Below are 21905 nucleotides of genomic sequence, written 5' to 3'. Positions count from 1 at the left end.
CCCGGAACCAATCGGGCCTGAACCGTTTTGACCTGAACCGTCCGGGCTGGGGGTCCGGGGGGCGGCAGCCCCTCGGCCGTCGCGGGACGCAAGAGAACGCCCCGGAACCGCGTTCCGGGGCGCCCGCGCCTCACTCGGCCGCGTCGCGTTTGGGCAGCACCCAATCGGGGCGCGGGAAATGGCAGGTATAGCCGTTGGGGAACCGCTCCAGGTAATCCTGGTGCTCGGGCTCGGCCTCCCAAAAATCGCCCACCGGCTCGACCTCGGTCACGACGCGTCCCGGCCAGATGCCGGATGCGTCCACATCCGCGATCGTATCCAGCGCCACCTGCTTCTGTGCCTCGTCCGCGTAATAGATCGCGGAACGATAGCCCGGCCCGATGTCGTTGCCCTGCCGGTTCGGCGTGGACGGGTCGTGGATCTGGAAGAAGAACTCCAGCAGCCGGCGATAGCTGATCAGGTCGGGGTCGAACATGATCTCGATCGCCTCGGCATGGGTGCCGTGGTTGCGATAGGTCGCGTTGGGCACGTCGCCGCCGGAATAACCGACGCGCGTCGCGATCACGCCCGGCATGCGCCGGATCAGGTCCTGCATGCCCCAGAAGCAGCCACCGGCCAGAACCGCACGTTCAACCATGATGCGCCTCCTCGATCTGGGCCAGATAGTCGCCGTAACCCTCGGCCTCCATCCGGTCCTTGGGGACAAAGCGCAGCGACGCCGAATTGATGCAATAGCGCAGCCCGCCCTGATCGCGCGGACCGTCCGGGAAGACGTGGCCCAGATGGCTGTCGCCGTGCTTCGAGCGCACCTCGACCCGGACCATGCCGTGGGTGGTGTCGCGATGCTCGGTCACGTTGCCGTCGATGGGCTTGGTGAAGGCGGGCCAGCCGCAGCCGGAATTGTATTTCGTGCTGCTGACGAACAGCGGCTCTCCAGAGACGACATCGACATAGATGCCCGCATCGAAATGGTGGTCGTATTCGCCGGTGAAGGCCCGCTCGGTGCCGTTCTCCTGGGTGACGCGATACTGCTCCGGGGTCAGCCGGGCGATCGCGTCGGGGGTTTTCTCATAGGCCATCTGGTCCTCCACGGATGGGACGGTTCGATCCCCTATATGGGAAGCGTCCCGCCCATCCGCAAAGGTCACAGCCGCGAAACGGCCTCTTTCGCGGCTTGATATTCCGCAGCCAGCCGGTCGATGCGCGCGCCCGCCGGTTCCACCGCCCGCACCGCGCCGATCCCCTGGCCCGCGCCCCAGATGGTGGACCAGGCCTTGGGCTTCGACGATCCGTCGCTGAAATTCATCGCGCTGGCATCCGCCCCCGCCAGATTGTCCGGGTCCAGCCCCGCCTTGCGGATCGACGGCGCCAGATAGTTGCCCGACACGCCCGTGAACAGCGACGATGTCACGATGTCGGCCGCCGTGCTGTCCACGATCATCTGCTTGTAGTCGGGCTGGGCGTTCGCCTCCTCGGTCGCGATGAACGGGCTGCCGATATAGGCCAGATCCGCCCCCATCACCTGCGCCGCCAGCACCGCGCGCCCCGTGGCGATCGAGCCCGACAGAAGCAGCGGCCCGTCGAACCATTCGCGGATCTCCTGGATCAGGGCGAAAGGCGATTGCGGCCCGGCATGGCCTCCCGCACCCGCCGCCACCGCAATCAGCCCGTCGGCGCCCTTCTCGATGGCCTTCTTCGCGAACATGTTGTTGATCACGTCATGCAGCGCGATCCCGCCGCAGTCATGGGCGGCCTGGTTCACCTCGATCCGCGCACCAAGCGAGGTGATCCAGATCGGCACCTTGTGGCGGTGACAGATCTCGATGTCGCGCTCCAGCCGGGCATTGCTGCGATGGACGATCTGGTTGACCGCGAAGGGGGCGGCGGGGTGGTCGGGGTTCGCCTGGTTGTGACGGTCCAGCTCCTCTTCGATCCGGGTCAGCCAGGCGTCCAGCATGGAGGGCTCGCCGTCCTTCTCGCGGGCGTTCAGCGCCGGAAAGCTGCCGACGATGCCCGCCTTGCACTGCGCGATGACCAGATCGGGCCCCGAGACGATGAACATGGGCGAGGCGACGACCGGAATGCGCAGGCCCTGCAGGATCGGTGGCAGCATGGATGATCTCCCTTGGATTTGCGTCACGATGCCCGCGCCTTGGGCAACGGGCAAGCCGTGACGCGGCGACAGGGTGGCGGCTCTGGCCATCGCGGGTGCCGCAGCGTAAGCCGGGGGCGGAATTGCATATCGTGAAAGGCCCGCCCCATGATCCGTCCCGTCCTTGCCCTGATGCTGTCTGCCGCGCCCCTGGCCGCGCATGGCGTCGACGACACGCCCCGCATCGCCGTCATGTCGGCCTTCGAGCCGGAATGGATCAGCCTGCAGGCTGACCTGGAGGGCGCGGAAACCCAGACCATCAACGGTACCGACTTCATCACCGGCACCCTGTCAGGGCAGGAGGTCGTGCTGTTCCTGTCGGGCGTGTCGATGGTCAACGCGGCCATGACCACCCAGATGGCGCTGGAGCGGTTCGACATCGAGGCGATCGTGTTCTCGGGCATCGCGGGCGGGGTCGATCCGGCGCTGAACATCGGCGACGTGGTCGTGGCCGACCAGTGGGGCCAGTGGCTGGAGACGGTCATGGCGCGCCGGACCGAGGACGGCTTCGCCCTGCCGGGGTTCCTGGAATCGCCCTTTCCGAATTATGACATGATCTACACGCGCGAGACGACCGTGGCCTCGGACCGGGGCGAGCCCGAGACGCGGTTCTGGTTTCCCGCCGACCCGGCCCTGCTGGAGGTCGCCGCCCGCGTGGCCGAGGCGACCGATCTGGCCGACTGCAATGCCCAGAACGACTGCCTGACCACCGCGCCGCAGATCCGCGTGGGCGGGAACGGCGTGTCGGGGTCGTCCTTCATGGACAATGCGGGGGTGCGCGACTGGCTGTCCACGACCTTCGAGGCGCAGGTGGTCGACATGGAATCGGCCGCCGTGGCGCAGGTGGCCTGGGCGAACCAGGTGCCGTTCATCGCCTTCCGCTCGCTGTCGGACTTGGCCGGCGGCGGCGAGGGCGAGAACGAGATGGGCGTCTTCATGTCGCTGGCCTCCGACAATTCGGCGGCGCTGGTCAAGGCCTTCCTGGCCGAGATGCCCTGACGGAAACGGCCCCCGGATCGCTCCGGGGGCCGTCTTCCTTAGTGGATCGGCGGACGTGGGCCTTCGCCGATCGCGCCAAGCCGCGGTCCCGCCTGGCCCACACGGTTGCCGACCAGCAGGCCGTCCGGCCCGGCGCTGACATGGACGGTCGCCCCGTCCATGACCTCTCCGGACAGCAGCAGTTCCGCCAGCGGATCCTGCAGGGCGCGCTGGATCACACGCTTCAGCGGGCGCGCGCCGAAGACCGGGTCGTAACCCTGATCGGCCAGCCACATCCGCGTCGCGTCGTCCATGTTCAGCGTGATCTTGCGACCCGCCAGGCGCTTTTCCAGCCGCGCCATCTGCACCTTGACGATCCCGTCCATGTTCGTCCGCGAGAGCCTGCGGAAGATGATGATCTCGTCCAGGCGGTTCAGGAATTCGGGGCGGAAATGGCCGCGCACCGCCTCCATCACCTGATGGCGGGCGTCCGACGCATCCGCCTCCTCGGGCAGATGCGACAGCGCCTGAGAGCCCAGGTTCGACGTCAGGATGATCAGCGTCTGCTTGAAGTCCACCGTCCGGCCCTGGCCGTCCGTCAGCACCCCGTCATCCAGCACCTGCAACAGCACGTTGAAGACGTCCGGATGCGCCTTTTCGACCTCGTCAAACAGGATCACCTGATAGGGACGCCGCCGCACGGCCTCGGTCAGCACGCCGCCCTCGTCGTAACCCACATAGCCCGGAGGCGCGCCGATCAGCCGGGCCACGGAATGCTTTTCCATGAACTCGGACATGTCGATGCGGACCATCGCGCTGTCATCGTCGAACATGTATTCGGCCAGCGCCTTGGTCAGTTCCGTCTTGCCGACGCCGGTGGGCCCCAGGAACAGGAAGCTGCCAAGCGGCCGGTTCTCGTCGTTCAGACCCGCGCGGGCGCGGCGGACGGCATTGCTGACCGCGGTGACGGCCTCCTGCTGGCCGATCACGCGCTTGCCGATCTGCTCTTCCATCTTCAACAGCTTGTCGCGCTCGCCCTCCAGCATCTTGGCGGTGGGGATGCCGGTCCAGCGTTCGACGACCTCGGCGATCTGCTCGGGGCGGACGGCCTCCTCGACCATCAGACCGTCGCCCTGCTCGGCTTCGGCCAATTGCTTCTCCAGCCCGGGGATGATGCCATAGGACAGCTCTCCGGCGCGGGCCAGGTTCCCCTCGCGTTTGGCCTGATCCAGGTCGGCGCGGGCGCGGTCAAGCTGCTCCTTGAGGTCGCGCGATCCCTGCAGCTTGTCGCGTTCCGCCTGCCAGCGGGCGGTCATCTCGGCGCTGCGCTCCTGCAGGCCGGACAGGTCCTTCTCCAGCCGTTCCAGCCGGTCCTTCGATGCCGCGTCGTCCTCCTTCTTCAGCGCCTCGGCCTCGATCTGCAGCTGCAGGATCTGGCGATCCAGCTGGTCCAGCTCCTCGGGCTTGCTGTCGACCTCCATGCGCAGGCGCGAGGCCGCCTCATCCATCAGGTCGATGGCCTTGTCGGGCAGGAAACGGTCGGTGATGTAGCGATGCGACAGCGTCGCAGCCGCGACCAGGGCCGCGTCGCTGATCCGCACGCCGTGGTGCAGCTCGTACTTCTCCTTGATGCCGCGCAGGATGCTGATCGTGTCCTCGACCGTCGGCTCCTCGACCAGCACGGGCTGGAAGCGCCGGGCCAGGGCCGCGTCCTTCTCGATATACTTGCGGTATTCGTCCAGCGTGGTCGCGCCGACGCAATGCAGCTCGCCCCGCGCCAGGGCCGGCTTGATCAGGTTGGCGGCATCCATCGCGCCGTCGCCCTTGCCTGCGCCGACCAACGTGTGCAGCTCGTCGATGAACAGGATGATCTCGCCGGCGGCGGTCTCGATCTCCTTCAGGATCGACTTCAGCCGCTCCTCGAAATCGCCGCGATATTTGGCGCCCGCAATCAGCGCGCCCATGTCCAGTGCCATCAGCCGCTTGTTGCGCAGCGATTCCGGCACGTCGCCGTCGATGATGCGCAGCGCGAGGCCCTCGGCAATGGCGGTCTTGCCGACGCCGGGTTCGCCGATCAGGACGGGGTTGTTCTTGGTGCGCCGCGACAGGACCTGCATGGCGCGGCGGATCTCCTCGTCGCGGCCGATGATCGGGTCGATCTTGCCGTCGCGCGCGGCCGCCGTCAGGTCGCGGGCATATTTCTCCAACGCCTCATAGCTGTCCTCGGCGGATGCCGTGTCAGCGGTGCGTCCCTTGCGGATGTCGTTGATCGCGGCGTTCAGCGCCTGCGCGTTGACCGAACCCGCGGCCAGCGCATCGCGGGCGTTCGTGTTGACCATGGCCAGCGCCATCAGCACCCGTTCGGCGGGCACGAAGCTGTCGCCGGCCTTCTTGGCCACGGACTCCGCCTCGTCCAGCACGCGGACCAGCGTGGGGTCGACATAGACCTGACCGCTGCCCGACCCGCTGACCTTGGGCTGTTTCGCCACGGCGGCATCCACCGCCTCGCGCACGCGCTTGGCGTCGCCGCCCGCACGGGTGATCAGGTTCGAGGCCAGTCCCTGGTCGTCATCCATCAGCGCCTTCAGCAGATGCTCGGGCATCACGCGCTGCTGATTCTCGCGGATCGCGATGGTCTGGGCGGATTGCAGGAAGCCGCGCGACCGTTCCGTGAACTTTTCCATGTTCATCGGCAGTACTCCTTTTGCAAAGCCCCCGTGCTGGTGGCGCCCTGTTGCGGCACGCCCCGGTCCGGGTCTGATGGATCAGATTTGGGGGGGTCGCGGGGTGGTTTCAAGCATGTCATAAGGCCCGCGGAACAAAGAAGGGGATGGGTGATGGATGACCGGCTGATCGTGGCGCTGGACGTGCCGAATGCCGTGGCGGGGCTGGACCTGGCGGGACGCCTGGGCGACGCCGTGGGCTTCTACAAGATCGGGCTGGGCATGCTGACCGGCGGCGGCCTGGCCCTGGCCAACGAGCTGAAGCAGGAGCACGGCAAGCGCATCTTCCTGGACATGAAGCTGTTCGACATCGGCGCGACCGTCGAGGCCGCGGTGCGCGGCCTGGCGCAGTTCGACCTGGACTTCCTGACCGTGCATGGCGACCCGCATGTGGTGGCGGCGGCAAAGCAGGGGGCTGCGGGGTCGAACCTGAAGATCCTGGGCGTGACTATCCTGACCTCGCTGGACCGTGCCGACCTGGACGCGGGGCTGATGCAGGCGGGCGATTTGCACGACATCACCGTGGAACGCGCCGCCCGCGCCTTCGAGGCGGGGGCCGACGGCATCATCTGCTCCCCGCGCGAGGCGGCCGACATCCGCGCCCTGCCGGGATCGCGCCTGATCGTGACGCCGGGCGTGCGCCCCGCGGGCAGCGCCCTGGGCGACCAGAAGCGGGTCGAGACGCCCGCATTGGCCATCGCCGCCGGGGTCGACCACATCGTGGTAGGCCGCCCGGTCTGGCAGGCCGCCGATCCGCGCGCGGCGGCGCAGGCGATCCTGGCCGAACTGGCTTGACGCCCGGCGCCCCCGCGTCCCAGCATGGCGCGAAACGCGGGGGTGGCGATGGACGATGACGGCGGCGTGCAGAAGGTCCGCAACGAGTTGGTCCTGTCCTTCCTGGCGGTGCGCCGCGCCATCGGCGCCCTGGGGTTCTTCCTGCCGCTGGCGCTGATCGACTATGCGGTGCTGTGGCCCGAGCCGCTGCGGACCAGCATCTCGGCCTACTATTACTCTCCGATGCGCGAGGTCTTCGTCGGCACGCTGATCGCGCAGGCCGTGTTTCTGTGGAGCTATGAGGGGTTCCGCCCCGATGCGGGCGAATGGATCACCGACAAGGCCATGGCGCGGCTGGCGGCGGTCTCCATCGCGCTGGTGGCCCTGGTGCCCACCGACGGGCCGGACGGACCCTGCACCGCGCTGGAATGCATCGCGGGTCCGGGCCTGTCGGCGCTGATCCATGTCGTCGCGGCGGGGCTGTTCTTTGCCGCGCTGGCGGTGTTCTGCCTGGTGCTGTTCGTCAGGGGTACCGTGGACGGCCCGGAAAAGGCCGCGTCGAACCGCATCTATCGCATCTGCGGCTGGACGATCATCGTCAGCATCGGCCTGATCGGGCTGCTGTTCGCGACGGGCCTGGACGATACGCTGGCGCGCCTGCGTCCTGTCTTCTGGCTGGAGACGGCGGCCACCTTCGCCTTTGCGACCAGTTGGGCGGTCAAGGGCGACAGCCTGCGCCCGCTGACCCGCGCCGTCATTGCCGCATCGCGGTGATCCAGCGGCAGAAATGCGGGATAGCGCGCGGATGGGTCAGATAGTCGGCCACCGGCATCATGCACCACCCCTGACCTTCGTCCCCGAACCGGATCGCGGCGATCTGGGCCGCGCTGATCTGCCCCGCGAACAGCCAGGACATCAGTCCGGGCGCGGAATGCGACGGAAACGCCCGACCGGTCAGCGCCTGCGGTGACAGGTGCAGCCCGAACTCCTCGTCCAGCTCGCGCAGGGCGCATTGGACGGGCGTCTCCTGTCCTTCGCGGCCGCCGCCGGGCAGGTCCCAATGCGCCGGAAAGGGAATGTCGGGGCGATCGTCGCGCAGGCAGGTCAGCAACCGGTCGCCATGGGTCAGCAGCAGCTTGGCACCGTTGAAGGCCGCAGCGGTCATTCCGCGGCGACGCGCCCGCCCGACTGATCCTGGCCCAGGCCGGACAGGCGGCCGATCACCCGGGCGATTCGCGCCGCGAAGTCGTCGAAGTCGGGGCGGGGGGTGATCGTCGCCTCGTCCATGTAGAGCGAGCGGTCGATCTCCAGCTGCACGACATGGACGTTCTGGGCGGGGCGGCCATAGGCCGAGCAGATGTAGGCCCCCGAGAAGGGAGCATTGCGGCGCAGGGTCCAGCCCTCGGCCTCGACCGCGGCGCTGACCGCGTCCGAGATGCGCGCCGCCGCCGACAGGCCGTGACGGTTGCCCAGCACCATGTCGGGCCGCGTCCCCTGCAGATGCGACAGCGCATCATGGGGCATGGAGTGCATGTCGATCAGGATCGCCTGCCCGAATCGGGCGCGGGCCTGCGCGATCAGCCCGGCCAGCGCCGCGTGATAGGGGCGCCAGCAGGCGTCGATCCGGCGGTCGGCCTCGGCCCGGTCGATCTGGCGGTCGTGAATCACCCGGCCCTGGCTGACCACGCGGGGAATCACCCCCAGCCCGGCCAGGGTGCGCTGGTTCAGCGGGTGGCGCGGCACGCCGCGCACGACCAGGGGGTCGATCTCGTCCGCGCCGCGGTTGAGGTCCACGATGCAGCGCGGGATGCGCGCGGCCAGCGTGACCGCGCCGAAGGCCGTGGCGGGCGCGATCAGGCGATCGATGAAGGCGTCCTCGGACGATCGCAGGGTCTGGATGGGCAGGCGGGTGCCCTGCAGGAACCAGTCGGGATAGTCGTGGCCCGAATGCGGGGATGCAAAGATCACCCCCGAAAGCCAGTGGCGGGGGCGGGTCACGACATAGGGCAGATCAGGCTGGGACAAGGCAGACCTCGGCATCCGGCGCGTCATCGCATATAAACCTGAAAAATTGCCCACCGATAGGCCTTGAATACCCCAGACACCTCGGTTAAAGACCTGCGGACCGAGGGGATTGCACCGGGTTTTCGCAAGGAAGCGTGATGGAATCACCAAGGAACGGGCGGTTAGCTCAGCGGTAGAGCACTACGTTGACATCGTAGTGGCCACTGGTTCGATCCCAGTACCGCCCACCATTATTTCGCCGCCCCCGGCCAAAACCGGGGGCATTTCGTTTTCCAATGCGGCTGCGACGCGCCGCGACGATGGAGAAAACCGATGAAGGTTCGCAACTCGCTCCGCTCGCTCAAGAGCCGGCACCGCGACTGCCAGGTCGTGCGCCGCAAGGGCCGCATCTACGTGATCAACAAGACCAACCGCCGCTTCAAGGCCCGCCAGGGCTGATCGGTCGGGTCCTGGCCGGATCATCCGGCAGGTCACGCGGAAACGACAGTACCACCCGCCCCTCACAGGGCGGGTTTTTTCATGCCGGGCCGCCAACCCGCATTAAGGTTTTATTAACTTTTCCGTACGATGCCGGGCCATGGCGCGTTAGTATCGGGGCATCGGCATGGGGCCGGTCGCGAACGGGGTCTGGGTCGATGATCATTCTGGGCGGGATTCTGGGCGTGCTGATGGCCGGGATGATGGTCGATGTCAGCGCGCTGACCAGTCGGCATGCAGAGGATGACGACGACGACACCCCCGTCCCCGATGAGGAGGAGGGCGAGAGCCTGCCCCCCACCATGCCCGAACCCCAGCCGGAGCCCGAGCCCGAACCGGAGCCCGAGGTGCCGGCCGCGCCGGACGAATCGGTGATCGACGGATCGGACGGGTTGGATTTCCTGATGGGGACGCCCGGCGACGATCTGATTCGCGGTCAGGGCGGCGCGGACGACCTGCGGGGCGGCCTGGGCGCCGACACGATCGAGGCGGGGGCCGGCGATGACTGGGTCCAGGGCGACGCGGTCTATGGGCCTGGCGGCGACGACCTGATCTATGGCGGCGAGGGTGACGACCTGCTGGCCGGTCAGGGCGGCAATGACATGCTGTTCGGAGAGGATGGCGACGACACCCTGATGGGCGGCGAGGGCGATGATTCGCTGTTCGGAGGTGAGGGCGACGACATCCTGGCCGGGCACGAGGGAAACGACCTGCTGGTCTCGACCGGCGGCACGGATGATCTGGACGGGGGCGCGGGCGACGACGTGCTGATCGGCCATGACGGCCCCGAAACGGTCTGGATGAACGGCGGGGACGGCAACGACACGCTGATGCCCGGCGCGCATGACTTTGCGTCGGGCAACGCGGGCGACGACACCTTCTTGCTGCGCCAGGTCCAGGAGGGCTTTCCGACGCTGGCCGATTTCCACGGCGATCACGACCAGTTGGTCCTGCATCTGGATGCGCAGGTCGCGCGCGACGTGCAGCTGTCGCTGCGCGAGGACGCGGATGGCAGCACGCTGCTGGAGGTGAACGGCCAGGCCGTGGGGCGCCTGCTGAACCCCGAGGCCCTGCGCCTGGGCGACATTCGCATCGTGGCCATCGGCGGCTGAACGGGCTTTCCTTTTCGCCCCTGATAGGCTAGACGCGCGCATCCGCCGGACATCCGGTCCGTGCGGTGTTTCATGGACCTTGCTGGACGACATCCCGGCCTGTGCCCTCACCCTTCATCCGAAAGGAGATCCCGATGTCGATCACCGTCGAAGAAAAAGCCCGCGTCATCGCAGAGTTCGGCACCAAGGAAGGCGATACCGGTTCGCCGGAAGTGCAGATCGCGATCCTGTCCTCGCGCATCGCCACCCTGACCGAGCACTTCAAGTCGCACAAGAAAGACAACCACTCGCGTCGTGGTCTGCTGATGATGGTCGCACAGCGCCGCAAGCTGCTGGACTATCTGAAGAAGAAGGAAGAGGCGCGTTACACCGCCCTGATCGGCAAGCTGGGCCTGCGTCGCTAAGACCGGCACCCCGCATTTCCCTGGCGCCCGCGACCCTGTCGCGGGCGTTTTGCATTGCGGGCAGCGGCTGTCCTTAAGGGCAGGTCGCCTGGCGATCCCCGAACGGCCCGGTGGTGCCGCCTGGGCAGTCACCCGGAAAGAATCAAAATCAAATCAATATGCTGTCGAAAACAGCCTGCATGCCCGGCAATCGCGGGGCTTTGCCGCGTCCCGGCAATCGCTAAAACTTTCAGGACCGTCTTCTGGATCGTGTGGTGACTGAAACGTTAACAGCCCGCCATCATCGTAGGAGAGTTGACATGTTGATCAGTGGCCTGACCAGTGGCTGGCGTACGAACACCGCACCGGCACCCAGCAGCCCCCCGCCGCAGCAACCGCAGGAAACCGCCCTGGCGCAGCAGACCCAGCCCGTCCCGGCCGAGGAGCAGGCCGTGGCGGTGCAACCGGAACCGACGCCGGACGTCGAGGCCGGTTATGATCCCGACGCGATGGCACGCGCCGCCGAAGGCAGCCAGGTGGCCCGGACGGAGCCTGCCCCCGATGCGACGCCCGCGGCAGCCCCCGCCGCCCCGCGCCCCGCGCCGCTGGGCGAGGCCGCCCCTGTCGCGGATGCCGTACCCGCTGCCGTCAAATCCGAGGAGCCGCGTCTGGGTGAGGAGGCGCAGGCGCGCAGCTTTGCCGAAAGCCAGCTCCAGCGCGACCGCCTGCTGAACCTTGCCAGGACGGGCTATGCCGAACTGCGCGACCTGTTCCGCGCGCCAGAGGCCGCGGCCCCGATTTCGGCCACCGCCGCCCCGGTGGCCGATCGCCGTGTTCCGGTCGCCGCCTGACGCGACCGCCCGGTCGGCGGGCCGGAAACGGGCGGCCGCACCGTGGTCCGGCCGCCTTTGGCGCATCCGTCGCCGCCCTTCCCAAATCCGGCGTTTTCCTGTATGGCCCCTGTCATCTGTGACGTGAGGTCCTGCCCCGGGGCACATGCAAAGGATAGGGGCGGCGGCAATGGGGCCGCGATACATGACATGGGTGGCCGGAGGGCCGGAGCACCCTTTGAGGAAATCAGATGTTTGATGAAGTGAAGAAATCGATCCAGTGGGGCCAGGAAACCCTGACGCTGGAAACGGGCAAGGTTGCCCGTCAGGCCGACGGCAGTGTCATCGCCACTTTGGGCGAGACCAGCGTCATGGCCAACGTCACCTTCGCGAAGGCGCCGAAGCCCGGACAGGACTTCTTTCCGCTGACGGTGCATTACCAGGAAAAATACTATGCCGCCGGCAAGGTCCCGGGCGGCTTCTTCAAGCGCGAGGCGCGTCCGTCCGAAAAGGAGACGCTGACCGCGCGCCTGATCGACCGTCCGATCCGCCCGCTGTTCGCCCCCGGCTTCAAGCATGAAGTGCTGGTGATGTGCACCGTGCTGAGCCACGACCTGGTCAACGATCCCGACATCGTCGCGATGATCGCGGCCAGCGCCGCGCTGACCATCTCGGGCGTGCCCTTCATGGGCCCGATCGCAGGCGCCCGCGTCGGCTTCTCGAACGGCGAATACGTGCTGAACCCCGAGGTTCAGGACATGGACGGCCTTCGCAACAACCCCGAACAGCGCCTGGACTTGGTCATTGCCGGCACCGCCGACGCCGTGATGATGGTCGAATCCGAGGCCTATGAGCTGACCGAGCAGGAGATGCTGGGCGCGGTCAAGTTCGGCCATGACGCGATCAAGCCGGTGATCGACCTGATCATCGACCTGGCCGAGGATGCCGCCAAGGAGCCGTTCGACTTCCAGTCGCCCGACTACAGCGCGCTCTACAACCGCGTGAAGTCGCTGGGCGAGGCCGACATGCGCGCGGCTTACGCGATCCGCGACAAGTCCGAACGTCAGGACGCCATCGCCGCCGCCAAGACAAAGGTCAAGGACGCCCTGACCGAGGAAGAACTGGCCGATGCCAACCTGGGTTCGGCGCTGAAGAAGCTGGAATCGGGCATCCTGCGCGGCGACATCATCAGCGGGGGCGCCCGCATCGACGGCCGCGACACCAAGACCGTTCGTCCGATCGTCAGCCAGGTCGGCATCCTGCCGCGCACCCACGGTTCGTCGCTGTTCACCCGTGGCGAGACGCAGGCGCTGGTCGTGACGACCCTGGGCACCGGCGATGACGAACAGATCATCGACGCGCTGCACGGAAACTCGCGCTCGAACTTCCTGCTGCACTACAACTTCCCGCCCTATTCGGTCGGCGAGGTTGGTCGCGTGGGCAGCCCCGGCCGTCGCGAAATCGGCCATGGCAAGCTGGCATGGCGCGCGCTGCAGGCGGTTCTGCCCGCGGCGACGGACTTTCCCTACACCATCCGCGTCGTGTCCGAGATCACCGAATCGAACGGGTCGTCCTCGATGGCGTCGGTCTGCGGCGGTTCGCTGTCGATGATGGATGCGGGCGTGCCGCTCAAGGCGCCGGTCGCGGGCGTGGCGATGGGCCTGATCCTGGAAGAGGACGGCCGCTTTGCCGTGCTGACCGACATCCTGGGTGACGAAGACCACCTGGGCGACATGGACTTCAAGGTGGCGGGGACCGAGAACGGGATCACGTCGCTGCAGATGGACATCAAGGTCGCGGGCATCACGCCCGAGATCATGGAGCAGGCCCTGGCCCAGGCCAAGGACGGTCGTCTGCACATCCTGTCGGAAATGGCCAATGCCCTGACCGCAGGCCGGACCGAGTTCAGCGCCCATGCACCGCGCATCGAGACGATGCAGATCCCGACCGACAAGATCCGCGAAGTGATCGGTTCGGGCGGCAAGGTCATCCGCGAGATCGTCGAGGTTTCGGGTGCCAAGGTCGACATCAACGACGACGGCATCATCAAGATCGCGTCGGCCAACGCCGATTCGATCAAGAAGGCCTATGACATGATCTATTCGATCGTGGCCGAGCCGGAAGAGGGCAAGGTCTATACCGGCAAGGTCGTCAAGCTGGTCGACTTTGGCGCCTTCGTGAACTTCTTCGGCAAGCGTGACGGGCTGGTCCATGTCAGCCAGATCGCCAACCGCCGCCTGGGTCATCCGAATGAGATCCTGAAGGAGGGCCAGGAGGTCAAGGTCAAGCTGCTGGGCTTCGACGATCGCGGCAAGGTTCGTCTGGGCATGAAGATGGTCGACCAAGAGACCGGTGCCGAGATCGAGGAAAAGCAGGACCAGTCGGCCGAAGGCTGATATCCGCACCGAAAGACAGAAGGGGGCAGGGCATCTGCCCCCTTTCGACGTTCCGCACGCCGTGGCGTGCACGCTGCACAAGGCCAGTGTCGTGACCGAAAAACCCTTCATGCCGCCCGAGAAGACGCTTTCCGAAAAGCTGGTCCGAGAGACGCGGCGCGTCGGTCGTCAGATCGCGGCCTTGGTGCTGCCGTCCTGGGGCCACGTCGCGCGGGCGGCGCACGATCTGCGGCGCCACAAGACGGTTCACGTGACAGAAGGCACCCAGCCCCTGATGGACGAGGTCGCGGTCCTTCTGATCTATCAGCCGCGCGGGTTGCTGGATTCGACGCTGTGGCAGCTGCGCTGGATGGCGTCGCAGGGCGTGTCGGTGGTCGTGGTGACCAATGCACCGCTGGCGGCGGATGACCGCGCGCGTCTGGCAGAGCTGTCCCATCTTGTCGTCGAACGGCCCAACCTGGGCTATGATTTCGGCGGATACCGCGAGGGCGTGCTGCAGGTTCTTGACCGCGGCATTCGCCCCAAGGCGCTGTACATCATGAACGACAGCATGTGGTTCCCCCTGTCCGAGAATTCCGACGTGCTGAAGCGCAGCCGTGCCGCGCCCGAGGATCTGTGGGGCCTGTTCATCGACCTGGACCAGCAGCATCGAGAGACGGGCGACATGAACGCCCAGCATGTGCAGTCATATTTCTTCCGCTTTTCGGGCCGGATGGTGCGCGACCCGGATTTCGACCGCTATTGGCGCAAGATGTCGTTGGTCAACGAGAAGCGCATCGTGATCCAGCTGCGCGAGCTGGGTCTGACCCGCCATTTCCGCAAGCTGGGTTATTCCGTCGGCGGATTGCACAGCTGGCGCGAGGTGGTGCAATTCCTGCTGACGCTGGATGACGAACAGATGATGCGCGACATCCTGCACCACCAGGCGCAGGTGAACCGCAAGGATTCGCGCCTGCTGGATCCGCTGCTGGCGGACCCGACGCTCAGCGCGCTGCAGATCCGCGACATGCTGCGCGAGCGTATCGACAACACCGAACTGCTGGTCTTTTCGACCGCGCTGCATCCGGCGGTCATGACCTCGCTCGGGTTTCCGTTCCTCAAGAAGCAGCGCGTCGAGATGATGGTCGGCAAGCGTGCCAAGATGATCGAGCTGGGCCTGCACGCCGCCTATCCCGAACCGATCCGGCGCGAAGTCGAAATGTGGGACAAGCGATGACCGAACCCCTGCTGATCCTGACGATGAAATGGGGCACGCTCTACAGCAGTGCCGATGTGAACCGGCTTGCGGCACAGGTCCGGCGGCATCTGGACCGGCCGCACCGGTTCATCTGCTTCACGGACGATGCGGCGGGCCTCGATCCGCAAGTCGAGGCGTTGCCGCTGCCGGAGCTGGGGCTGCCCGAGGGCCATTCGGACACCCGCTGGCGCAAGCTGGCCCTGTTCCGGCGCGACTTGGGCGGCGCCGATGCGGCCCTGTCGGGGACGGCGCTGTTCTTGGACATCGACCTGGTGGTGGTGGATGACCTGGGCCCGTTCTTCGATCTGCCGGGCGACTTCCTCATCATCCGTGACGACGACCTGTTCCGGGCAAAACCCCTGCGCAAGGTGAATCCGAACCGCGACCGGTTCCTGCACAGCGTCGGCAATTCCAGCGTGTTCCGCTATCGGGTGGGCGATCATGGCTATGTGCTGGACGCCTATCTGGCCGATCCGGCGGCCGCGACCCGGGACTATGAGATCAGCCAGCAGTTCCAGTCGGCGCAGCTGGCCGCGCATGGGAACCTGCATTACTGGCCAAAGGGCTGGTGCGTCAGCTTCAAGAACGACTGCGTGCCGCGCAATCTGGCCAGCTATCTGCGCGACCCGTCGCTGCCCCAGGGGGCAAGGATCGTGCTGTTCGCGGGCGCGCCCAAGATGGAGGACGTCTTTGCCGGGCGTGGGCACAAGTGGTATCGCCGCATCGGCGACATTGGCTGGCTGCGCCGCGCGTGGGAAAACCCGTGATCCGCGACGCGTTCCGCCGGTTCAAGCACCGCCGCAGGCTGGCCAGCGCGCTGACGGAAACCGCCAGCCGCCCGGACCGTCCCGGCAGGCCGCACGGCCTGCCTGCGCCGCTGATCGTGTCGCTGACCAGCCACCGCGCGCGGTTCGCGACGCTGGCGCCGACGCTGCGCGCGCTTCTGCGCCAGACGGTGCAGCCCGATCGCGTGATCCTGTGGCTGGACGAGGGCGATCAGCAGCACCTGCCCGCCGAAGTCCGGGCGATGTCCCGGTTGGAGATCCGCGTCTGCCCGCTGTGGCGGTCCTACAAGAAGATCGTGCCGACCCTGCTGGAGCACCCCGACGCCTATGTCGCCACGGCGGATGACGACCTGTACTACCCTGCCGACTGGCTGGAGCGTCTGGTCGAAGCCGCGCATCGGGGCGCGGGCGTCGCCTGCCTGCGGGCACACGGCGTGGTGATGGAAGGCAGCCGTCCCGCCCCTTACGAGGGCTGGGATCACAATCTGCGGACGCCACAGACCGGGCCGCTGGTCTTTCCGACCGGCGTGTCGGGGGTGATCTATGCCCCCGGCGTGTTCCATGCCGACGTCACGCGCGACGACCTGTTCATGCGACTGTCACCGGGCGCGGACGACATCTGGCTGTACTGGATGCATCGCATGGCCGGATCTCAGCCCGTCAAGATCGGCGAACGTGCCCGCATCTTTGAATGGGAAGGCAGCCAGGCGGTCAGCCTGCGTTCGGTGAACCGCCCCGCCGCAGGGCAGGGCGGCAATGACCGTGCCATCGCCGCCCTGCTGGATCATTACGGTTGGCCGTGATCAGGCCGGGTCCTTGGCATAGCGCAGATAGGGCAGCTTGATGTCCAGGGGGCCGTATTTCGCCTCGGCCGCGGCATCGTCCAGGGACAGTGCCACGATCACGTCCTGGCCCGGCATCCAATTGGCAGGCGTGGCGATCGGCACGCCGTCGGTCTTCTGCACCGCGTCCAGCGCGCGCAGGATCTCGGCAAAGTTGCGGCCCACGGACATGGGATAGGTCATGGTCAGGCGGACCTTCTTGTCCGGCCCGATGATGAAGACGGTGCGCACGGTCGCGGAATGGGCGGGCGTGCGGCCTTCGGTCGGCAGGTAGTATTCGGCCGGCAGCATGTCATAGGCCTTGGCGACGCCCAGGTCGCTGTCGTCGATGATGGCGAAGTTCGCAGGAACGCCCGCGACCTTGCCGATATCGGCCTTCCATTTCTGGTGGTCATCCACGCTGTCCACAGACACGCCCAGCACCTTGGTGTTGCGCTTTTCGAATTCGGGGGCCAGTTGCGCCACGGCGCCGAATTCGGTGGTGCAGACCGGGGTGAAGTCGCGCGGATGGCTGAAGACGATGGCATAGCTGTCGCCGATCCAGTCGTGGAAGCGGATCTGCCCTTCGGTCGAATTGGCGGTGAAGTCGGGGGCCGTGTCATTGATGCGCAGGGACATGGGCGCTCCTTTTCCGGTTGGTTGCGTCGCCCCATAGATAAGCGCCGCGGCGCGGAATGCCAGTGGGGGCGCCATGCGGCCGGGGTTGCGGCGCGGCCTGCGGGGTGACAGGCTTTGCCCGAATGCCAGTCAGGAGGACCAGATGCTGGACCAGCGAGAATTCTATATCGACGGAGCCTGGGTCGACCCCGTGCAGGCACGCGACCTGGAGGTGATCGACCCGTCGACCGAGGATGCGGTCGCGGTGATCTCGATCGGCGATCAGGCGGATACCGATGCCGCGGTGGCCGCGGCCAAGCGTGCCTTTCCGGCCTGGGCCGCGACGCCGCCCGCCGAACGCCTGGCCGTGGTCGAGCGCATCCTGGCGATCTATGAGCGGCGCATGCCCGACATCGCCCGTGCGATCAGCCTGGAGATGGGCGCGCCCGAGGACATGTCCTTGGCCGACCAGGCCGAGGCCGGGGCATGGCACACCCGAAATTTCATCACCGCCTTCAGGGAGTTCCAGTTCGTTCGGCCCTTGGGGGCGCATGCGCCGACCAGCATGGTCGCGTGGGAGCCGGTGGGCGTGGTGGGCCTGATCACGCCCTGGAACTGGCCGATGAACCAGGTGACGCTGAAGGTGATCCCGGCGCTGCTGGCGGGGGATACCTGCGTGCTGAAGCCCTCCGAGATCGCGCCTTTGTCGTCGATGGTCTTTGCCGAGGTGCTGGACGAGGCGGGCGTGCCAGCGGGCGTCTTCAACCTGGTGAACGGCGACGGGGCGGGGGTCGGCAGCCAGCTGTCGGTGCATCCGGATGTCGAGATGATCAGCTTCACCGGCTCGACCCGCGCCGGCATCGCGATCAGCAAGGCCGCGGCCGACAGCCTGAAGAAGGTCGTGCTGGAGTTGGGTGGCAAGGGCGCCAACATCGTCTTTGCCGATGCCGACGACAAGGCCGTGGTGCGCGGCGCACGGCACTGCTTCTACAACAGCGGGCAGTCCTGCAACGCCCCGACGCGGATGCTGGTCGAACGCTCGGTCTATGACCGCGCGGTCGAGGTTGCGGCCAAGGTGGCCGAGGAGATCGCCGTGGCGACGGCCCATCAGCCGGGCAAGCATATTGGCCCGGTGGTCAGCCGCCAGCAATGGGACAAGATCCAGGGCCTGATCCAGGCCGGCATCGACGAGGGCGCGCGGCTGGTCGCCGGCGGGCCGGGCCTGCCGGAGGGGGTCAACCGCGGCTATTTCGTGCGGCCGACGGTCTTTGCGGATGTGTCGAACGTCATGACCGTCGCGCAGCAGGAGATCTTTGGCCCGGTTCTGTCGATCATCCCCTTCGACAGCGAGGAGGAGGCCGTAGCCATCGCCAATGACACCCCCTACGGGCTGACGAACTATGTCCAGAGCCAGGATGGCGCGCGCCGTAACCGCGTGGCGCGGCAGCTGCGGGCGGGCATGGTCGAGATGAACGGCGAATCGCGCGGGGCCGGATCGGCCTTTGGCGGGGTCAAGAAATCCGGCCGGGCGCGCGAAGGCGGCGTGATGGGGCTGGAGGAGTTCATGGACAGCAAGGCCATCAGCGGATGGGACCGCGACGCCTGACCGTCGGGCCATCTGCGTCCCGCGACGTGCCGGGGGGACTTCCCGTCCCCCCGGACCCCCCTGCGGGGATACCCCAAGGGCCGGGTCAAGATGCGACAGCGGTGCAGGATTGCGACGACGTCGACGGTGTAGGGCCTGCGGGGGCAGGGCCCCCGCGCGCAAGCCGGCCCCCCTCGATGGGGGCCGGCTTGCGCCGCTACCGCCCGGCAGGGCAATCGGCGATCCGCTGCGGAACTCAGCCGATCTCGGCCAGAAAGATGTAGCCCGCGCCATAGATCGTCTTGATCAGCCGCGGGTTCTTGGGATCCTCGCCCAGCTTGGTCCGCAGGCGCGAGATGCGGACGTCCATCGCCCGATCAAAGCTGTCGCCGGCCGTGCCGCCCAGGGTTTCCAGCATCTGTGCGCGGGTGATCAGGCGGCGGGGATTGTCGGTGAACAGGCGCAGCACCTCTGCCTCGGCGTGGCTCAGCGGTGTCTCGATGCCGTCGGGCGCGGTCAGCAGGTAACGGTCGAAATCCGCCGTCCAGCCCGCAAAGCGCAGCGTCTGGGGGCGTTGGGTCGCGTTCTGGGACGGCCGTCGCAGGCGGGCGCGGATGCGGGCCACGACCTCGGCCGGCTCGAAGGGCTTGGTGATGTAGTCGTCGGCCCCCAGCTCCAATCCCGTCACCCGGTCCTGGACCTGCGCCCGTCCCGACACGATGATGATCACCGCCCCCGAATCGGATGCCAGCCGATGGACCAGCGCCAACCCGTCCCGGTCCGGCAGGCCCAAATCGATCAGGCAGGCATCCGGCGTGATGCGGCGCAGCGCGGCCTCGAACTCGGTCGCACGGCCGAAGCTTTGCGTGCGAAAGCCTGCCTGCTCCAGCGCGGCGGACAGGATGCGGCGGATCTGCGGCTCGTCGTCCAGGATCGCGATCAGGGGGGCGTCGGTCATGGCATCTCCTTTACGGGGGCTGCCAGTGCGGCGGCCAGGCGCGGGGCCGTTACGGGCTTGGTCAGCACCGGCCCCGGCGCGCGGGCGCGCAGCGGATCGCCCGGTGGCAGCGATGTCATCATCACCAGGGGTACCGTCCCCGCCAGATCCAGTCCCAGCCCGTCGCCCAGCTGGATGTCCGACAGGATCACCTCCAACCCCGGCAGGTCCGTCAGGGCGCGGGCCTCCGACAGGGACGCGGCCTCGATCACCGCATGGCCCAGCCCGGTCAGCTGGTCGCGGACCTGAGCGCGGATCTGGTCGTCATCCTCGACCAGCAGCACCATCCGCCGCGCCACGGGCCGCCAGGGCAGGCGCAGCATCACCTGCGCGCCCCGTGGCCCGTTCGACAGGCGCATGGTGCCCCCGACCATCTTGGTCTGGTCATAGACCATCGACAGGCCCAGACCCGATCCCTGGCCCTTCTTGGTGGTGAAGAACGGCTCGGTCGCGCGGGATAGGGCTTCGGGGGTGAAGCCGGGTCCGGTATCGCCCACCGTCAGTTCCAGCCAGTCGCCGCTGCGCCGCGCCTTCAGCGTGATGACGCCGGGCGGGGTGATCGCGGCATTGGCGTTCAGGATCAGGTTCAGCGCCGAATCCTGCAGCGCGCCGGGGTCCAGCAGCAGTTGTCCGGGCGGCAGGGCCACGGCCAGGTCCAGCCGCGTCCCCTCGGACAACGACGGGCGGGCCAGCACCGCCAGATCGGACAGCAATGTCGGCAGGTCCGTCGGCTCCAGCGCGGGTTCGCGCGCGCCGGTGATCTGCGCCAGCCGGTCCAGAAGCGAGGCCCCGCGGCGGGCTGCCGCCAGCGTCGCCTGGACATCCTCGGCCGCGTCCGGTGGCAGGTCGCGGGCGGCCAGTCGGGCCTGCAGGCCCAGGATGATCGTCAGCAGGTTGCCGAAATCATGCGCCATGCCGCTGGTAAGCTGGGCGGCCAGGTTGCGCCGCGCGGCATGGGCCAGCGCCTCTCGCGACTGGACCTCGGCGCTGACATCGGTGGAGAGGATATAGACCCCCTGACCATCGCGGTCCGGCGTCAGCGCGATGCGGATGCGTCGGCCCGAGGTGGGGTGGGTGATCTCGAACACCTGGGGATCGCCCGCCAGCGCGCGCTCCATGAACGGGTGCAGGGTTCGCGCGGTGGCCGCCCCCAGGGCCTGTTCCAGCGTCAGCCCGACGATGTCGCCCTCGGCCCCCGGAAAGATCACCGGCAGCCGCCGGTTGGAGAAGGTATAGCGGAACTGCGCGTCCATATGCGCGATATGGGCCGGGACCATCTCGGTCACCTGGCGGGTGCGGGCCTCGGTCCGGGTCAGGATGCGCTGCGCTTCGGACAGGGCGGCATTCGTCGCGGCCAACTTGCGGTTCGCCGCCGCCAGCCGTTCGGCATTCAGCAGCACCTGTTCGGACAGCGCGTCCGACCGCGCCCGAAGGAGCGCTTCCTGGCGCTTGATGTCGGTGATGTCGGTATAGACGGTGACCCAGCCCCCTTGCGACAGCGGTGCGCCCTCGACCGCGACCCACCGGCCGTCGGCGCGTTCGCGTTCGAAGTAGTGCGGCTGGAACGTGCGGGCCTGGGCCACGCGCAGGGCGACGGCCTGTTCGGGGTCCTCGGTCGGGCCGTATTCGCCGCGCCGGGCCAGAAAGCGGATCGTGTCCTCGAAATGGCTGCCCGGCAGGGTCAGGTCGTCGGGCAGGTCGAACATCGTCTGGTACTGCCGGTTGGCCACCGCCAGCCGCAGGTCCGCGTCGAAGATGGACAGCGCCTGACCGATCAGGTTCAGCCCCGACCGGGTCAGGTCGGCGCGAATCTCGGCCCGCGTGACGGGGTCGGGGTGGTGCATGGCGGTCTCCTCCGCCCGTTGGCCTAGCACCGGTGTGCAGCGTGCGAAAGCGTCGTAACATTTCGTAGGAATCGCGTAAAACTGGCGCAAGGTTTGGCGCCAATGGTATGTGTGTCGCGGGGCACGGGGAGGTGCCGTGCGACAGGGCGTCCGCGCCTTGAGGGAGGA

General features: G+C 67.5%; 21 protein-coding genes and 1 tRNA gene. 13 read left to right on the top strand and 9 right to left on the bottom strand.

Annotated elements, in window-relative coordinates; all coding sequences use genetic code 11:
- Nucleotides 1-130 precede the first annotated feature (130 nt).
- The 3 genes from msrA to LZ686_RS05195 all read right to left on the bottom strand — a co-directional run bounded on the left by msrA (nucleotide 131) and on the right by LZ686_RS05195 (nucleotide 2113).
- Nucleotides 131-637 carry a peptide-methionine (S)-S-oxide reductase MsrA gene (gene msrA, locus LZ686_RS05205; protein WP_046000698.1) on the bottom strand — a complete coding sequence of 169 codons (507 nt, stop codon included), beginning with the start codon at nucleotides 635-637 and terminating at the stop codon, nucleotides 131-133.
- A complete protein-coding gene (gene msrB, locus LZ686_RS05200) occupies nucleotides 630-1079 on the bottom strand; it encodes a peptide-methionine (R)-S-oxide reductase MsrB (protein ID WP_347917774.1) in 450 nt (149 codons plus the stop codon). Before msrB ends, msrA begins: the two co-directional genes overlap by 8 nt.
- Before the next feature lie 65 nt (nucleotides 1080-1144).
- Nucleotides 1145-2113 carry an NAD(P)H-dependent flavin oxidoreductase gene (locus tag LZ686_RS05195; RefSeq protein ID WP_349547173.1) on the bottom strand — a complete coding sequence of 323 codons (969 nt, stop codon included), beginning with the start codon at nucleotides 2111-2113 and terminating at the stop codon, nucleotides 1145-1147.
- Between the two features lie 147 nt (nucleotides 2114-2260).
- On the opposite strand from LZ686_RS05195, the gene LZ686_RS05190 reads away from it, so the two are divergent.
- A complete protein-coding gene (locus LZ686_RS05190) occupies nucleotides 2261-3151 on the top strand; it encodes a 5'-methylthioadenosine/S-adenosylhomocysteine nucleosidase (RefSeq protein WP_349547172.1) in 891 nt (296 codons plus the stop codon).
- A 38-nt stretch (nucleotides 3152-3189) separates the two neighbouring features.
- Here the strand turns inward: LZ686_RS05190 and clpB are convergent, their stop codons facing one another.
- Nucleotides 3190-5820 (bottom strand): ATP-dependent chaperone ClpB, encoded by a 2631-nt coding sequence (gene clpB, locus LZ686_RS05185; RefSeq protein WP_349547171.1) that lies wholly within the window; start codon nucleotides 5818-5820, stop codon nucleotides 3190-3192.
- Nucleotides 5821-5967: 147 nt separating this feature from the next.
- Between clpB and pyrF the strand changes: the two genes are divergently transcribed.
- Entirely contained in the window at nucleotides 5968-6648 is a 681-nt protein-coding gene (pyrF, locus tag LZ686_RS05180; RefSeq protein WP_349547170.1) for an orotidine-5'-phosphate decarboxylase, read from the top strand.
- 48 nt (nucleotides 6649-6696) lie between these two features.
- On the top strand, nucleotides 6697-7401 hold the full coding sequence (locus tag LZ686_RS05175; protein ID WP_349547169.1) for a DUF998 domain-containing protein: 705 nt from the start codon (nucleotides 6697-6699) through the stop codon (nucleotides 7399-7401).
- On the opposite strand, the gene LZ686_RS05170 is transcribed toward LZ686_RS05175, so the two are convergent.
- Both LZ686_RS05170 and LZ686_RS05165 read right to left on the bottom strand, forming a co-directional pair.
- Complete coding sequence (locus LZ686_RS05170) at nucleotides 7382-7792, bottom strand: NUDIX hydrolase (protein WP_282028191.1); 411 nt, start codon at nucleotides 7790-7792, stop codon at nucleotides 7382-7384. The two genes, LZ686_RS05175 and LZ686_RS05170, sit on opposite strands and share 20 nt — an antisense overlap.
- Nucleotides 7789-8652 carry an N-formylglutamate amidohydrolase gene (locus LZ686_RS05165; RefSeq protein WP_232303332.1) on the bottom strand — a complete coding sequence of 288 codons (864 nt, stop codon included), beginning with the start codon at nucleotides 8650-8652 and terminating at the stop codon, nucleotides 7789-7791. The genes LZ686_RS05170 and LZ686_RS05165 overlap by 4 nt, the downstream gene beginning before the upstream one ends.
- A 155-nt stretch (nucleotides 8653-8807) precedes the next feature.
- On the opposite strand from LZ686_RS05165, the gene LZ686_RS05160 reads away from it, so the two are divergent.
- From LZ686_RS05160 to LZ686_RS05120, 9 genes are all read left to right on the top strand, one after another.
- Nucleotides 8808-8882, top strand: a tRNA-Val gene (locus tag LZ686_RS05160).
- A gap of 82 nt (nucleotides 8883-8964) precedes the next feature.
- Nucleotides 8965-9090 (top strand): type B 50S ribosomal protein L36, encoded by a 126-nt coding sequence (gene ykgO / locus LZ686_RS05155; RefSeq protein WP_042245282.1) that lies wholly within the window; start codon nucleotides 8965-8967, stop codon nucleotides 9088-9090.
- A 197-nt stretch (nucleotides 9091-9287) separates the two neighbouring features.
- A complete protein-coding gene (locus tag LZ686_RS05150) occupies nucleotides 9288-10241 on the top strand; it encodes a calcium-binding protein (RefSeq protein WP_349547168.1) in 954 nt (317 codons plus the stop codon).
- A gap of 134 nt (nucleotides 10242-10375) precedes the next feature.
- Entirely contained in the window at nucleotides 10376-10645 is a 270-nt protein-coding gene (gene rpsO / locus LZ686_RS05145) for a 30S ribosomal protein S15 (protein WP_045982834.1), read from the top strand.
- Nucleotides 10646-10944: 299 nt separating this feature from the next.
- Complete coding sequence (locus tag LZ686_RS05140) at nucleotides 10945-11475, top strand: hypothetical protein (protein WP_349547167.1); 531 nt, start codon at nucleotides 10945-10947, stop codon at nucleotides 11473-11475.
- Nucleotides 11476-11705: 230 nt separating this feature from the next.
- Nucleotides 11706-13850 carry a polyribonucleotide nucleotidyltransferase gene (pnp, locus tag LZ686_RS05135; RefSeq protein ID WP_046000707.1) on the top strand — a complete coding sequence of 715 codons (2145 nt, stop codon included), beginning with the start codon at nucleotides 11706-11708 and terminating at the stop codon, nucleotides 13848-13850.
- 91 nt (nucleotides 13851-13941) lie between these two features.
- On the top strand, nucleotides 13942-15066 hold the full coding sequence (locus tag LZ686_RS05130) for a rhamnan synthesis F family protein (RefSeq protein WP_349547166.1): 1125 nt from the start codon (nucleotides 13942-13944) through the stop codon (nucleotides 15064-15066).
- A complete protein-coding gene (locus LZ686_RS05125; protein WP_349547165.1) occupies nucleotides 15063-15854 on the top strand; it encodes a hypothetical protein in 792 nt (263 codons plus the stop codon). The genes LZ686_RS05130 and LZ686_RS05125 overlap by 4 nt, the downstream gene beginning before the upstream one ends.
- Nucleotides 15851-16675 carry a glycosyltransferase gene (locus LZ686_RS05120; RefSeq protein ID WP_349547164.1) on the top strand — a complete coding sequence of 275 codons (825 nt, stop codon included), beginning with the start codon at nucleotides 15851-15853 and terminating at the stop codon, nucleotides 16673-16675. Before LZ686_RS05125 ends, LZ686_RS05120 begins: the two co-directional genes overlap by 4 nt.
- On the opposite strand, the gene LZ686_RS05115 is transcribed toward LZ686_RS05120, so the two are convergent.
- The gene (locus LZ686_RS05115; RefSeq protein ID WP_349547163.1) at nucleotides 16676-17332 is read right to left on the bottom strand and encodes a peroxiredoxin; all 657 of its coding nucleotides are present in this window, start codon (nucleotides 17330-17332) and stop codon (nucleotides 16676-16678) included. It abuts the gene before it with no gap.
- Between the two features lie 142 nt (nucleotides 17333-17474).
- On the opposite strand from LZ686_RS05115, the gene LZ686_RS05110 reads away from it, so the two are divergent.
- On the top strand, nucleotides 17475-18917 hold the full coding sequence (locus LZ686_RS05110) for an aldehyde dehydrogenase family protein (protein WP_349547162.1): 1443 nt from the start codon (nucleotides 17475-17477) through the stop codon (nucleotides 18915-18917).
- A gap of 235 nt (nucleotides 18918-19152) precedes the next feature.
- On the opposite strand, the gene LZ686_RS05105 is transcribed toward LZ686_RS05110, so the two are convergent.
- Both LZ686_RS05105 and LZ686_RS05100 read right to left on the bottom strand, forming a co-directional pair.
- Entirely contained in the window at nucleotides 19153-19854 is a 702-nt protein-coding gene (locus tag LZ686_RS05105; RefSeq protein WP_045980995.1) for a response regulator transcription factor, read from the bottom strand.
- Nucleotides 19851-21737 carry a hybrid sensor histidine kinase/response regulator gene (locus tag LZ686_RS05100; protein WP_349547161.1) on the bottom strand — a complete coding sequence of 629 codons (1887 nt, stop codon included), beginning with the start codon at nucleotides 21735-21737 and terminating at the stop codon, nucleotides 19851-19853. The genes LZ686_RS05105 and LZ686_RS05100 overlap by 4 nt, the downstream gene beginning before the upstream one ends.
- Between the last annotated feature and the right edge of the window lie 168 nt (nucleotides 21738-21905).

Origin of the sequence: Paracoccus sp. NFXS7 (assembly GCF_040148865.1) — a bacterium.
GTDB classification, from domain to species: domain Bacteria; phylum Pseudomonadota; class Alphaproteobacteria; order Rhodobacterales; family Rhodobacteraceae; genus Paracoccus; species Paracoccus marcusii.
Note: the sequence above shows the minus strand (reverse complement) of the source record. Positions and strands in the feature narration are given on the sequence as shown.